This window comes from Geomicrobium sp. JCM 19039, assembly GCF_000698145.1.
Classification (GTDB): Bacteria; Bacillota; Bacilli; order Bacillales; family Marinococcaceae; genus Geomicrobium_A.
On sequence record NZ_BAXB01000006.1, the window covers coordinates 69,137 to 82,991 of the forward strand.

General features: G+C 44.5%; 9 protein-coding genes, 3 tRNA genes and 3 pseudogenes. 14 read left to right on the forward strand and 1 reads right to left on the reverse strand.

The window, feature by feature from the left end; genetic code table 11:
- Nucleotides 1-6 precede the first annotated feature (6 nt).
- The 3 genes and pseudogenes from dnaB (at nucleotide 7) to JCM19039_RS07945 (ending at nucleotide 4,439) form a co-directional block, all read left to right on the forward strand.
- Nucleotides 7-1,368 carry a replicative DNA helicase gene (dnaB, locus tag JCM19039_RS07935; RefSeq protein WP_042425752.1) on the forward strand — a complete coding sequence of 454 codons (1,362 nt, stop codon included), beginning with the start codon at nucleotides 7-9 and terminating at the stop codon, nucleotides 1,366-1,368.
- Between the two features lie 186 nt (nucleotides 1,369-1,554).
- Nucleotides 1,555-2,842: pseudogene (locus JCM19039_RS07940) on the forward strand (adenylosuccinate synthase).
- Nucleotides 2,843-3,029: 187 nt separating this feature from the next.
- Nucleotides 3,030-4,439, forward strand: coding sequence for an NAD-dependent succinate-semialdehyde dehydrogenase (locus tag JCM19039_RS07945; protein WP_042425755.1), 1,410 nt, complete (start codon nucleotides 3,030-3,032; stop codon nucleotides 4,437-4,439).
- 234 nt (nucleotides 4,440-4,673) lie between these two features.
- Here the strand turns inward: JCM19039_RS07945 and JCM19039_RS07950 are convergent, their stop codons facing one another.
- Nucleotides 4,674-5,192, reverse strand: a complete 519-nt coding sequence (locus JCM19039_RS07950) for a GNAT family N-acetyltransferase (protein WP_042425757.1) — start codon at nucleotides 5,190-5,192, stop codon at nucleotides 4,674-4,676.
- 160 nt (nucleotides 5,193-5,352) lie between these two features.
- Here JCM19039_RS07950 and JCM19039_RS21805 point away from each other — a divergent pair, with 160 nt between their 5' ends.
- The 11 genes and pseudogenes from JCM19039_RS21805 to JCM19039_RS08005 all read left to right on the forward strand — a co-directional run bounded on the left by JCM19039_RS21805 (nucleotide 5,353) and on the right by JCM19039_RS08005 (nucleotide 13,699).
- A complete protein-coding gene (locus tag JCM19039_RS21805; protein ID WP_052398611.1) occupies nucleotides 5,353-5,796 on the forward strand; it encodes a winged helix-turn-helix domain-containing protein in 444 nt (147 codons plus the stop codon).
- A 95-nt stretch (nucleotides 5,797-5,891) separates the two neighbouring features.
- Nucleotides 5,892-7,148 carry an MFS transporter gene (locus tag JCM19039_RS07960; RefSeq protein ID WP_042425762.1) on the forward strand — a complete coding sequence of 419 codons (1,257 nt, stop codon included), beginning with the start codon at nucleotides 5,892-5,894 and terminating at the stop codon, nucleotides 7,146-7,148.
- A 213-nt stretch (nucleotides 7,149-7,361) separates the two neighbouring features.
- A tRNA-Lys gene (locus JCM19039_RS07965) sits at nucleotides 7,362-7,437 on the forward strand.
- Nucleotides 7,438-7,785: 348 nt separating this feature from the next.
- Nucleotides 7,786-7,861, forward strand: a tRNA-Asp gene (locus JCM19039_RS07970).
- A 9-nt stretch (nucleotides 7,862-7,870) separates the two neighbouring features.
- Nucleotides 7,871-7,946 (forward strand) — tRNA-Phe (locus JCM19039_RS07975).
- A gap of 208 nt (nucleotides 7,947-8,154) precedes the next feature.
- On the forward strand, nucleotides 8,155-8,859 hold the full coding sequence (gene yycF, locus JCM19039_RS07980; protein ID WP_042425765.1) for a response regulator YycF: 705 nt from the start codon (nucleotides 8,155-8,157) through the stop codon (nucleotides 8,857-8,859).
- Nucleotides 8,860-8,865: 6 nt separating this feature from the next.
- Nucleotides 8,866-10,707, forward strand: coding sequence for a cell wall metabolism sensor histidine kinase WalK (walK, locus tag JCM19039_RS07985; RefSeq protein ID WP_042425768.1), 1,842 nt, complete (start codon nucleotides 8,866-8,868; stop codon nucleotides 10,705-10,707).
- A 20-nt stretch (nucleotides 10,708-10,727) separates the two neighbouring features.
- Nucleotides 10,728-11,323: pseudogene (yycH, locus tag JCM19039_RS26420) on the forward strand (two-component system activity regulator YycH).
- Between the two features lie 17 nt (nucleotides 11,324-11,340).
- Nucleotides 11,341-12,036 (forward strand): annotated as a pseudogene (gene yycH / locus JCM19039_RS26425) (two-component system activity regulator YycH); the annotation flags it as partial.
- Nucleotides 12,023-12,883, forward strand: a complete 861-nt coding sequence (gene yycI / locus JCM19039_RS08000) for a two-component system regulatory protein YycI (protein WP_042425777.1) — start codon at nucleotides 12,023-12,025, stop codon at nucleotides 12,881-12,883. The pseudogene yycH (JCM19039_RS26425) and the gene yycI, both read left to right, overlap by 14 nt.
- Nucleotides 12,884-12,898: 15 nt before the next feature.
- Entirely contained in the window at nucleotides 12,899-13,699 is an 801-nt protein-coding gene (locus JCM19039_RS08005; RefSeq protein WP_042425781.1) for an MBL fold metallo-hydrolase, read from the forward strand.
- Nucleotides 13,700-13,855 lie beyond the last annotated feature (156 nt).

Genomic DNA, 13,855 nt, shown 5'->3' on the forward strand with positions numbered 1-13,855 from the left:
GTTACAGTGTCCGAACAATGGCAGGAAGACCGATTGCCACCACAAAATATTGAAGCTGAGCAAGCGGTTCTCGGCGCAATATTTCTGGAAGAAGAGTCACTCGTAGCCGCCTCAGAACGGTTGCGCCCGGAAGATTTTTACCGGGCGTCACATCAGCGAATTTTTGAAGCGATGGTTGAGTTATCTGATAAAGGGGAGCCTGTCGACCTCGTTACGGTAACATCAGAGCTTCAAGATCGTCATTGGCTTGAAGAAGCAGGTGGCGTCTCTTATTTGACCGACCTTGCCAATGCGGTCCCGACAGCTTCCAACGTGTCTCATTATTCGCGGGTCGTTGAAGAAAAGTCGTTATTACGCCGCCTCATTCGTACAGCGACTTCTATTGCATCGGATGGTTATGAATCCGACCACGAAGTTGATGATGTGTTAAGTGATGCGGAGCGCATGATTTTGGAAGTCTCCAACCGGAGAACGTCAGGCGCATTTGTGTCCATTAAAGATGTGCTGATGGAGACGTATGACAACATTGAAATGTTACAAGGACGTGGGGATGCCCTCACCGGGGTCTCCAGCGGTTTTCAAGACTTGGACCGGATGACAGCAGGCTTTCAAAGAAGTGACCTCATTATCGTTGCTGCAAGACCGTCAATGGGGAAAACGGCTTTTGCTTTAAACATTGCCCAAAACATTGCAACGAAAAGCGATGAAAATGTTGCGATCTTTAGTTTGGAGATGGGAGCATCCCAGCTCGTACAGCGGATGCTCTGCGCCGAAGGGAACATTGACGGGACTCGTCTGCGTACCGGTCAACTCATTGAAGAAGATTGGGAGAAGTTGGCGATGGCGATGGGCTCCCTTTCTCGAGCAGGCATTTATATCGATGATTCCCCAGGAATTACAGTCGCTGATATTCGCGCAAAATGTCGCCGACTCAAGCAAGAGCGCGGGCTTGGGATGATCTTAATTGATTATTTACAGCTCATCCAAGGCCGTGGCACAGAAAGCCGCCAACAAGAAGTTTCTGAGATCTCAAGGAACTTAAAAGCAATCGCGAGAGAACTAGACGTGCCTGTCATCGCGCTATCTCAGCTATCCAGAAGTGTGGAATCGAGACAGGATAAACGACCGATGATGAGCGACTTGAGAGAATCAGGAAGTATTGAGCAAGATGCTGATATTGTTTCTTTTTTATTTCGAGAAGACTATTACGATCACGACGCAGAAAATCAGAATATGATCGAAATTATTATCGCGAAACAACGTAACGGTCCGGTAGGCAGTGTGGAGCTTGCGTTTATTAAAGAATACAATAAATTCGTCAACCTAGACCGAAGGCACGACGAAAATATGGCGCCCCCTGGGGCTTAGCGAAGAGTTCAGCTCTTCGCTTTTTTATGTTGCCGATCCGTCTGGCAACGCTGTAATACGAATGAATATATGTATTTATAAATTAATGTTCGGATTTACTTTGACCTATTCGGGTTATTTTGCTAAAATGAACTTCGGTAAACGTATAAATAATGAACAATTATCCTACTGGAAGAGGTGAGTCTTTTGTCATCCATCGTTATCGTAGGCACGCAATGGGGAGACGAAGGCAAGGGGAAGATTACAGACTATTTATCGGAGAATGCGGAAGTCGTTGCCCGATATCAAGGGGGAAACAACGCCGGTCATACGATTAAGTTTGGCGGAGAGACTTATAAATTGCACTTGGTACCTTCCGGGATTTTTTATAAAAATAAAACGTGTGTGATTGGAAACGGCATGGTTATTGATCCTAAAGCGCTCGTGGAAGAGTTGAAAGGCCTTGAAGACCGGGGTGTGGATACGAGCAACCTTCGAATTAGCAACCGCGCGCATGTGATCCTTCCGTATCATATTAAGCAAGATATTGTGGAAGAAGAAAGCAAAGGTGCGAGCAAGATTGGTACGACAAAGAAAGGCATTGGTCCCGCGTACATGGATAAAGCCGCGCGCGTTGGGATTCGAATCGCTGATCTATTAGAAAAAGAAGAATTTGAGAAGAAACTTTCTAGAAACCTCGTCGAAAAAAACCGTCTACTTGAGAAGATTTATGAAACAGAAGGGTTTACGGTTGAAGAAATTCTCGATACGTATTACGCGTATGGTCAACAACTTGCAAAGTACGTTTGTGACACGTCAGTCGTGTTGAACGATCGCATTGATCAAGGCAAGCGTGTATTGTTTGAAGGTGCACAAGGTCATGCTCGATATTGACCAAGGAACGTATCCATTTGTGACGTCGTCGAATCCAATTGCTGGAGGGGTAACGATTGGTTCGGGTGTAGGGCCTTCAAAGATCCATAAAGTTGTCGGTGTATCAAAAGCGTATACGACACGCGTAGGGGATGGTCCGTTCCCGACAGAATTGACGAATGAAATTGGGGACCGCATTCGCGACATCGGCAACGAATACGGGACGACAACCGGTCGCCCGCGCCGCGTTGGCTGGTTTGACTCAGTCGTTGTTCGCCATGCAAGACGCGTGAGTGGGATTACAGACTTGTCCTTGAACTGTCTTGATGTGTTGAGTGGTCTTGATACAGTTAAGATTTGCACAGCGTACGAGTATGAGGGGGAACGTCTTGAAGAATTCCCAGCTAGCTTGAACATTTTGGCAAAATGTAAGCCAATCTATGAAGAAATGCCTGGTTGGCACGAAGACATTACCGGTGCGAAGACGTTAGGTGACTTACCGGCAAACGCCCGTCACTACGCAGAGCGTGTGTCGCAACTGACAAACATTCCACTCAGTGTATTTTCAGTCGGTCCTGACCGCACGCAAACGAACGAAGTTCGCGGTGTTTGGGGATTATAACAATCGTTTACATACATCTCATAGACGGGTCTATGGGGTGTATTTTCTTATAGAGTTGTTTTTGTGTCAGAATGTTCTGTTTGGTTTATACTGAGAGTAAGAGTGGTTGGTCTACTATTTTAAAGTTTCTTTTTAGGGTGATATAGGGTAAAGCGTTACAAACAACAAGAAAGCGAGGGGCAACGGTATGAAATTTCTAATCAATGGTGAATGGACAGGTGACGAACTCGAACAAATCGAGGTCATCAATCCAGCAAATAATGAAGTTGTTGACACCGTTCCAAAAGGCGGTCAAAAAGAAGCGGAAGCAGTCGTGGATGCGGCAGCAAAAGCGTTACAACCGTGGAAGGCACTCACCGCAGAGGAGCGGTCAGCAAAGCTTGAGAAATGGCATGCGCTCATTGGTGACAATCACGAAGAATTGGCAAGAACGATGACGAAAGAACAAGGCAAGCCGCTAAAAGAATCTAGAGGTGAGATTACGTACGCCAATTCGTTTATTAAATGGTATGCAGAAGAAGGCAAGAGAGTGTACGGGGAAACGATTCCCGCCTCTGCACCGAATAAACGAATTTTCGTGTCAAAACAGCCTGTTGGTGTTGTTGCCGTTATTACACCGTGGAATTTCCCGGCAGCGATGATTACGCGTAAGATTGCTCCAGCACTTGCCGTCGGCTGTACGGTTATTATTAAGCCTGCAACCGAAACGCCGCTGACGGCGTTGAAACTTGCGGCTTTAGCAGAAGAAGCAGGCATTCCTAAAGGTGTCGTCAATGTGATTACAGGAAAAGCGAGCGACATATCAAACGTATGGCAAAATGATGATCGCGTGCGCAAATTGACGTTTACCGGTTCTACAGAAGTCGGACGAACGTTAATGGAGGGTGCAGCAAAGAACATTAAAAAGATCTCACTGGAGCTTGGCGGTCACGCGCCGATTGTCGTGCTCGAAGATGCTGATGTTGATAACGCTGTAGAGCAGGCCATTGCTTCAAAGTTCCGTAATGCTGGACAAACGTGTGTGTGCGCAAACCGCATTTATGTCGCGGAAGCCATTGAAGAAGAATTTGTGAAAAAAATGAAAGCTGGCGTAGAAAAGTTGAAAGTCGGCTACGGATTGGACGACGGAGTTGACATCGGACCGATGATCAATGAAGAAGCGGTCGATAAAGTGATTGAGCATATTGAAGATGCGAAACAAAAAGGGGCAAACGTCGTTACGGGTGGAACGAAGAAGGACGGGCTCTACTTGATGCCTACCGTGGTTTCAGGTGTGACCGAAGAGATGGCGTGTATGAATGAAGAAACATTTGGGCCCCTCGCACCGATTTCCACATTTAAGACCGATGAAGAAGCAATACAACGTGCGAATGATACGATCTATGGTCTCGCTGCGTACTTGTTCACAAGTGACATCGCTAAAGCCGTGAGACTGACAGAAGAGCTAGAGTACGGCATTGTTGGATTGAATGACGGTGGCCCTTCAACTGCGCAAGCGCCATTTGGTGGTTGGAAGCAAAGTGGTATTGGCCGAGAAGGCGGCCACCACGGGATTGAAGAGTATCTTGAAACAAAGTATATCTCTTTAAAGCTATAAGTAGGGCTTCTTTATAGACAGGTAGTAGAGACTTCGACACGGATGCCGACAAGCTGTTTCGGCATCCGTTTTATCATGTCAGAGCGAAGTTGCGTTCACTCATAACCGGCATCATTGTTGTGTCCATCAAAAGAAGCAGATTTATATCGAACGTTCATACTATCGTTTTGCTTGCAAGCGGACGAACGGCTATGAAGACATTTAGGGGAGCATGTGTGAGCCTCCCCTAACGCCTTACATTCCAACAGCGTCTGCTTGTCCGAGCGTTTTCTCGTAGTATACAAACGGTTCGCTCCGAGTTGCCGTGAGCAATTTGCCAACGTTTGTATAGCCGAGCTTATTAAATAATCGCATAGCTTTCGTGTTTAAGGAGTACGTATCGACTTTTATCGAAGTGTGCCCTCGCTCGAGCGCGACGTGTTCAGCATAAGTAAATAGTGCAGCAGCCACCCCGCGATTTCTCGTATCTGGATTCACTGCGAGTCGGTGCAGCGTGATGGCATCTTTATGAAGATCGGTCCATGTGAGCTCATCGTACTCAGTGGCAAATGCTTGATTTATGACGATAAATCCTTCAATTCGCTCTTCAACAAATACATAGAGTTCTTGATTGGTAATATCAGTGGCAAAGTGTTTTAACGTTGGGTATTGATCGTTCCACTGGTCACTACCCTCGTCGTTCATTTGTGTAACGGCTCGTTTGGCAATCGATACAATGCCAGAAAGGTCTTCCATTTGTGCTAAGCGAATCATATGTCGTCCTCCTGTTCTGCACGTATCATTATAACGCGAGTAGTACAGATGAATTTTCTGAAAACATCTTGACAACGTATTTTTCGATCGTATACAATACAGTCAAATAAAGTTGACGGAGTGAGAAAGGCATGATGAGTAAATGAAAGATGTGTTCATAATGACGAAGTACGCACAATTAAAAGCTGTGAGCGATCCGTTTCGAGGACATCTACTCACGCACTTTGGCATCGAACCGATTACCGGACAACAGCTTGCAGAAAAATTGGATCTGTCTCGATCAAAGATTCACTATCATCTGAACGAACTTGAGAAAAATGGCATTATCCATATTGTGAAACGGGAAGAGAAAAACGGGATTTTACAAAAATTCTATCAGCCCGTGGCCAGTTCCTTTCTCGTTGATGAACAATTGCTCAATTTTGTTGAAGGCTCAGGTGGTGAAAAGAGTGGGTTTAAAAGCGCATCGTTTCGCGGAGATGATGAAGCCCGTCAAAAGTTTCTTACTCACGTATCCGACGCCATTGACGAAGGCCGCAAGCGATATGCCAAAGATGAAGGTGAAACGTTTACGATTAGCATGAGCTGGACACCGAAAAGCTAAACCGTCTATGTCTTTACAGCCATAGACGTTCATTTTACCCGAACGGTCAATTATTTTTGACGAAATAAATTCAATCACTCAGGAGGTTTTTTCATATGAAGCAAATTCTGAAAAATTTTAACTTTGTTATTTTGTTACTTGGTCGAAGTTTATCAAACGTCGGAAGCAGTTTGTACTCGGTCGCGGCGATGTGGCTCGTTTACGAACTTGGCGGATCATCCTTCTATACGGGATTGGCGCTTTTCTTGACACAAATGCCTGCGATTTTGCAAATTCTGCTTGGACCGATGATTGATCGATTTCACGTGAAACGTCTGCTCGTAGGCACACAAATGCTTCAAGTCGTGTTACTGCTCATCGTTCCTGTGGCACATGCTTTTGGCATTCTTACGATCGCTGTTGTTCTAACGGTCATGCCTGTTGTTTCACTTTGCAATCAATTTTTGTACCCTACGCAGCTCTCATTATTGCCAAAAATTTTGAAAAAAGAGCAGTTGACCAAAGGAAATTCATTATTTGCGGTTGCTTATCAAGGGACCGATGCCCTCTTTAATGCGATTGCCGGTTTGTTGCTTGCAGTTGTTGGAGCGATTGCAATTTTCTACATAAATAGTCTTACATTTCTGTTATCTGCAGCGTTACTTATGCTGCTTCGCATCCCTTTCACAAAAATGGCAAGGCAACATTCAGAAAAACCATCGGCACGAGCGATGGTCACTGACTACATCGGCCAATTAAAAGAAGGCATCAACGTTTTAATGCACCCATTTTTCAGGAATTTACTCGGCGGGGTTGTGTTCGTCAATCTAGCAGGAGCGGGCATGTTTGCCGTTCTCCCTGCTTTCAGTGCCGCACATGGTGGACCAGAATATTACGGGTTATTTTTATCAGCTGCCGGAATTGGCGTCATTGTCGGAGCCGCACTCGTATCGGTGTTAAAGCTCGACCGCATTAAAGTAGGGCGGTTGTATGCCGGAGTGATTTCGATTAATGGCGTTTGCATGGTCGTGCTCACAATGATTCCAAACCCATGGGTATCGATACTTCTCTTCGGCTTGTCTTGGTTGCCTGCCGGCATTATTAATGTCAGTTCACAAGTCATTATCCAATCGGCGATACCGAGTCATTTGCTTGGTCGCGTAATGGCTGCTGTCATGGGAATATCTGCGGGAATAGCTCCAGTAGGGGCATTGCTCGGTGGTTCTGTCGGAGCAATTCTCACAAGCGATGCAGTCATTCTAATTAGTGGGATCATCATGTTAATTGTGGCGGTTATTTGGACGTTTAATCGCACAATGAAAAAAATCCCTGCAGTGAAAGACTTAACTCCAGAAACATTTCAACTCGGATAGAAACCGATGCGGCGGGCATAATGATAATGTTCACCTCCCATTCAAATAAGAAGTCGATGAAGGGGCGAGTGAAACGCCAATTTATGATAGAATGAAGAGGTTGTTTCTCGCACCTTCGAGGTCGATCATTGATTTCCTGCACAAACTTAAAAAAACCGTTGCAAAACAGAAATAGACATGCTAAGATAAATCTTGTCTTTCGATAAGAAACGAGAGCCATTAGCTCAGCTGGTAGAGCATCTGACTTTTAATCAGAGGGTCGGAGGTTCGAGTCCTCCATGGCTCACCATTTACATATTGCCAACTTCATCTTACAATAGAGTAAGCGTACTTTGTACGTAACTCGAAATAAGAACGTAGTGGTTGAAGAATTCGCCGCTTATTTTTCAAAACAAGTAGTATTTAAAAGAAGCAAGGAGTTCGCGGAAGCAACTGACTGAACAAGTGAGTGTACAACGTACGCGACTCGAGTGAAGGAAGGAAGCTGACAAAGAAATCCGCCGCTTTATACTCGATTTTGAAAAGGAAGCAAGAAGGTCGAGGAAATGATTGAGCGAGTGAGTGAGCGTACACCGTACGTGACTCGAACGAACGAAAGAAATTGACGAAGAGATTCGCCGCTTATTTTTCAAAATAGGGGCCTGTGGTGTAGCGGTTAACATGCCTGCCTGTCACGCAGGAGATCGCGGGTTCGATTCCCGTCAGGCCCGCCATTTATAATTGGCTCGATAGCTCAGTCGGTAGAGCAGTAGACTGAAAATCTACGTGTCGGCGGTTCGATTCCGTCTCGAGCCACCATTTGATTGTCTGTCATTCGTATATTCAATCAAATCACTTACGACATTTATGAAACAGCGTTAAGCTAGACCCTGAATCTTATGATTCAGGGTTTTTTATCGGGGATTTGGATGGCTGTGTTACAATAGAGACGGACAAATAAGTAGACAAGCGTTCATATAAATGGGGCTCCAATAAACAAATCTACGAGAATCGGGGAGATTGTGACATGAACGAAAAAATACTCGTGGTTGATGATGAAAAACCAATTGCAGATATACTAGAGTTTTCCTTAAAGAAAGAAGGTTTTGAAGTAGAGGTTGCGTATGATGGTGATGAGGCTGTGGAGAAGGTCGAAACTTTCCAGCCTGATCTCATTCTCCTTGATATTATGTTGCCGAATCGCGATGGCATGGAAGTGTGTCGAGAAGTACGGAAGAACTATGACATGCCAATTATTATGCTGACAGCGAAGGACTCAGAAATAGATAAGGTGTTAGGTTTAGAGCTAGGCGCCGATGATTATGTAACAAAGCCATTTAGCACGAGGGAACTGTTGGCCCGTGTGAAAGCGAACATTCGCCGTTTGCAAGTTGCGCCTGCGCAAGATAAGCAAAAGAGCGGGGAAATGGAAATCGGCGGACTTACGATTGACCCAGAAGCGTATCTCGTTCGAAAGCGCGGTGAGCCAATCGAGCTTACGCACCGAGAGTTTGAGCTTATCCATTACTTGGCCCGTCATATTGGACAAGTGATGACCCGGGAACATTTACTACAGTCGGTGTGGGGATATGACTACTTTGGGGATGTACGTACCGTCGATGTGACGGTGCGGAGGTTACGTGAAAAGGTTGAAGACAACCCGAGCTACCCCATTTGGATTATTACACGCCGGGGTGTAGGTTATTATTTGCGTCATCCTGAACAGGAGTAATGCTGCATGGAGAAAATCCTTAACTTCTTTAAGTCTTTCCAATTTAAGTTAATTGCGATTTATGTGCTTTTGCTGCTCATTGCGACGCAAATTATCGGTGCGACGTTTATGACCTCTCTAGAAAGCCAAACGATCCAAAACTATAACGACTACCTCGACGATCGGGGTAGTCTGCTTGCGAATAACGCGGCGGAGATTATGACGGAAAATCGCTCCGATGATGATGAAGTCGATCCTCAAACCCAAGTGCGCCAAGAAATGAATGAACAAGTTGATCTATTGTTTGGGGATCCGAATGAGCATGTAGAAGTGGTGGATAGCAATGCGACGATCATTACTTCAGCGGCACAATCGTTGGTTGGGCAACGGAATACTGACATACAAATTTCAAGAGCATTGTTTGGGCATGAGCAACAAGCTGAAACATATATGAATCCTGATACCGGGGATCGTACGCGCGTCATTATAGAAAAAATCGAAGGCAACAACGATCAAATTATCGGGGTTGTCCAAATTCGTGCGTCGCTAGAAGACTCGTATGAACAGGTGACTGAAATCAATGCGATTTTTACGTGGAGTGCGGTCATTGCCCTAGTGATTACGGCCATTATCGGTATCGTTCTTTCGCGAACGATTACGCGACCGGTATTAGATATGCAAAAACAAGCGAAACGAATGAGTGACGGCGATTTTAGCCGACAAGTTCGTGTGTACGGTAGTGATGAAATTGGACAGTTGGCGACGTCGTTTAATACGCTAACGCTTAGTTTGAAAGAAGCGAATGCAACAACTGAAGGTGAACGTCGGAAGTTAAGCTCTGTACTTTCGCACATGACGGATGGGGTTATTGCTACAGATGAGTTAGGGAGAATCATTCTTTTGAATCGGCAAGCTGAAATTCTTCTGTCTATGTCTAGTGACGAAGCGATGGGTCAACTGCTACCCGACTTGTTACAACTATCGGATCAAGTAACCCCGAGTAAGCTCTATGATTATTCGGATTCCATGATTCTTGATTTTAGTGATGAAAAAAGCACATATTTGTTGGAAGCGAACTTCAGCGTGATTCGTCATGAAGACGGACCGATAACCGGGCTTATTACCGTTCTTCATGATGTGACTGAACAAGAGAAGATTGCGAGTGAGCGTCGTGAGTTTGTTTCCAATGTGTCTCATGAGTTAAGAACACCACTCACGACACTAAAGAGTTATATGGAAGCATTAGAAGATGGTGCACTGGAAGATCCTGAGCTTGCGCCACGCTTCTTAGGTGTTGCCCAAACGGAAACGGAGCGGATGATTCGCCTCGTAAATGACTTGTTACAGCTTTCGAAAATGGATCGTGATGATATACACCTTAATAAATACGACTATAACCTTATCGCTTGGCTCCATGAAGTGTTGGACCGATTTGACATGATGGTTAAAGACAAAAACATTGGGTTCGAGCGCCAACTCCCACCTTATCCAGTTCGAATTCAAATCGATCGTGACAAAATGACACAAGTGATTGATAACATTATTTCCAATGCGATTAAATACTCCCCTGATGGTGGGACGATTACGGTCGGTACAGACCTGCAAGAAGAAGGGGCTGTTATCTACGTACAAGACGAAGGAATGGGCATACCAAGAGAGAATTTACACAAGATTTTTCAGCGTTTTTATCGAGTTGACAAAGCCCGTGCTCGTAACTTGGGTGGAACAGGTCTTGGGCTTGCGATTGCCAAGGAAATGGTAGAAGCTCACGGTGGAACGATTGCTGTGAGTAGTGAATGGAAAAAAGGAACGACGATTACCATTCGTTTACCATATACAACGTTCAGTGAAGGCGGGTGGAGCTCGTGACAGAACGAATTAAGTCAGGGGTGCTGATTGTTCTCATCCTCTCCAGTTTATTGCTTACTTGGCAACTATGGACGTATCAACCGAACCTAGAAGTCTTGATGAAGGAGGATATACAACAGAGAGTATCGGTGAAACAGCTGCAACCGATGACATCATTAAGCCAGCAAACATTATTTACCATGTCGAAGACGAACGATTTATGACGTATGGAAATAACAGTATAGAAACGGAGAGGCTTCTCGATGACTTGAACAGTCATGGCCAATCAGATTTTGAAGTTATTGAGAACCCGAATTCTTCTTTGGATTTGTATCCGGACACAGATTTTATTGAACTGAGCTTTCCAACTGGAATCCCACCTGAATTGGTCCAACAGCTCCTCAATGAAGATTCAGAGCTGTTAATGGATACCGAGACCTCTTTTGAACGAATTATTCTCTATGAAAATCAAGAAGATACCGTCATTCGTTATCTCTCCTTTGATGGCGAAGAATCTGTGGAAGCTCGGGTGAACATTAACCCATCAGTATTTCGAAGCAACTATTTATACAACTATGAGGTGGATAATGTGTACCCGGTATACAGTGAACTGGCTGGAGGCACGGGGGGCGCTTAGATAAGCCTCTTTATTTACCGATCGAACCTGTATATTATACGAACAGAAGTTATGAAATTGAGACCTCAGACTACATTTCGCCAGCTGCTTTTGAGCCGTTATTGTTCGATGAAGAGCCGATTCCAGTATCCGAACAGAGCATTTACATTGGCAGTTCTCAACAAATGACAGTGAGCAGCAACAACGACTTTTTGGAGTTTACAGATGTGACGGTGCCTGTCACCCAATCGGAAAACCCTGACCAAATTGTCCAGGATGCGATTAATTACGTAAACTTGCACGGAGGATTCACAGAAAAATATCAGCTTTACGGGTATGGGTCTGACCGCACAAATGTAGAGGAAGATGAGTATGCTCGTTTCCGCCTCGTCGAAGACGGAGTGCCGGTATTGGATTCTTCAAATGACGGCTATATCAATGTGACGAGAAGTTACAATGAAGTCATATCCAATTATACGAGGCCTTTGTATACACTCGGAAGGTTTCAAAGTGAGCTTGCTTCGTCTGAGCAATTGCCACACGGTGAAAGAGTTTGGGAGAGTATAGGCGAAGACCGAGAAGAAATTACGGACGTTCGTGTCGGGTATACAATTCATCGAGAGCAAGGCATTACCGAGACGATCAGTTTCGAGCCTGAATGGTATGTTCTGTTAAACAATGTTTGGCAGCCAATCGACTTTGGTTCGGAGGAGGATTCATATGGATTGGAGTAGAACAAAAACCATTTTCATTGTGACATTCTTGTTCTTGAATACTTTCCTCGCTTACCAACTCGTTGATAAGCAATCGTATGAAAATATTTTAAGTGAGCAAAACGACAATGAACAAACATTTGAAGAGCTCGTAGAGACGGAGAATATTGTCATCGATGCAGAGTTACCCGAACACGAGAATTTGCCACAACTAATTGTAGAAACAGCACCTGTTTCCTATGATATTGTGGAAGAGTTTTATGGTGGTAATTCTTGGTTTGAAGACTTGGATGAAGATATTGTTGATGGATCTCTTGAATTAACATTAATTCTTAGCTCTAACTTTTCTGTCGATGACGGCTTGTTTAGTAGCGTGAACGCGTTTGTTGAAGAGCAAATATTAGAAGGTGAGTACTACAGCTTTGGTGGAATGGCAAATGCGGAGAACACAGACAACGTCGAAATGAATTTCTACCGTGACCATGAAGGGTATACACTCTATGGGAGTGGAGGCAATGCTCACCTCGTCATTACGGTGAATGAGAGTCGAGAAATTACAGTTGCAGAACAACAATTTCTTAACATTGATGTGAGAGAAGAATTTGAGGAGCTGGAATTAATTACAGCGGCAGACGCGATTGAGGCTCTATTCGACGAACAGGTCGTGACGAGAAATGCGACGATTCATGATGTAGAGCTTGCCTATTATAGTGCCAATACAGATGGTGAAAGGGCCGTATACATTCCGGTCTATCGCATACGGGCAAGTGATGATGTATATGAAGAGGATCCTCCTTTTGGTGATTATTATATTGTGAATGCCGATAGTGGACGCGTCACGTCAGATGAGTCGCTCAGTGATGAATAATAGGGTGGGGAATATATGAGTATGCAATTCAGCGTTCTCGCAAGCGGCAGTACTGGCAATGCTATGTACGTTGAAACAGATAAATCTAAAATTTTGATTGATGCTGGCCTAAGCGGAAAGAAAATTGAAGAGCTTTTTCTTAGTATTGATCGGTCCCTTTCTGATATAGATGCCATTCTTGTCAGTCATGAGCATACTGATCATATTAAAGGGGTCGGCATCGTTGCGAGAAAGTATAACGTGCCCGTGTATGCCAACGAGAAGACGTGGAAAGCGATGGAGTCATCCATCGGGCCCGTGAACGCTGAACAGCGTTTCCATTTAGAAACTGGACGTATCGCAACGTTTGAAGATGTGGACATTGAAACATTCGGCGTCTCCCATGATGCAGCTGACCCAATGTTTTTTGTGTTTCACCATGAAAATAAGAAACTAGCGATTGCCACAGATATGGGGTATGTGAGCGAGCGCATTAAAGGCACTTTAAAAGAAGCTGATGCATTAGTTTTTGAGTCAAACCATGATACAAACATGCTTCGAATGGGAAAATATCCTTGGAATGTGAAACGGAGAATTCTTGGTGATCGTGGCCACGTATCAAATGAAGATAGTGCGTTAGCGTTGTCTGAAATTATTACCGAGCGAACGAAACATGTATACCTTGCTCATTTGAGTCTCGATAATAATATGAAGGATTTGGCGAGGATGACTGTGGAGCAAACGTTGGCAGAACAAGAGGTTACGTTGGGACATGCTGGTGTTCAACTCGTTGACACGGACCCTTTCTCACCGACACCGCTTCGTTTATTGTCATAATAGGGAAAGAACCTCGGTATAATTTGATTGAAATGAAACAAAAAAGGGTAGTTTAATGGTGAATGAATTGCGGATGAATTGTTGGACGGCTCGCTGAGTGATTCGTTACACTAATGGTACATCCTGTGCAATTCACAATTTCTTTCTCGTTACGGT

Bases quoted from the DNA above. Each gene is read 5' to 3' on its own strand.
- JCM19039_RS07945 (WP_042425755.1), top strand. From the start codon at position 3,030: ATGAAATTTCTAATCAATGGTGAATGGACAGGTGACGAACTCGAACAA.
- JCM19039_RS07950 (WP_042425757.1), bottom strand. From the start codon at position 5,192: ATGATTCGCTTAGCACAAATGGAAGACCTTTCTGGCATTGTATCGATT.
- JCM19039_RS21805 (WP_052398611.1), top strand. From the start codon at position 5,353: ATGACGAAGTACGCACAATTAAAAGCTGTGAGCGATCCGTTTCGAGGA.
- JCM19039_RS07960 (WP_042425762.1), top strand. From the start codon at position 5,892: ATGAAGCAAATTCTGAAAAATTTTAACTTTGTTATTTTGTTACTTGGT.
- yycF (WP_042425765.1), top strand. From the start codon at position 8,155: ATGAACGAAAAAATACTCGTGGTTGATGATGAAAAACCAATTGCAGAT.
- walK (WP_042425768.1), top strand. From the start codon at position 8,866: ATGGAGAAAATCCTTAACTTCTTTAAGTCTTTCCAATTTAAGTTAATT.
- yycI (WP_042425777.1), top strand. From the start codon at position 12,023: ATGGATTGGAGTAGAACAAAAACCATTTTCATTGTGACATTCTTGTTC.
- JCM19039_RS08005 (WP_042425781.1), top strand. From the start codon at position 12,899: ATGAGTATGCAATTCAGCGTTCTCGCAAGCGGCAGTACTGGCAATGCT.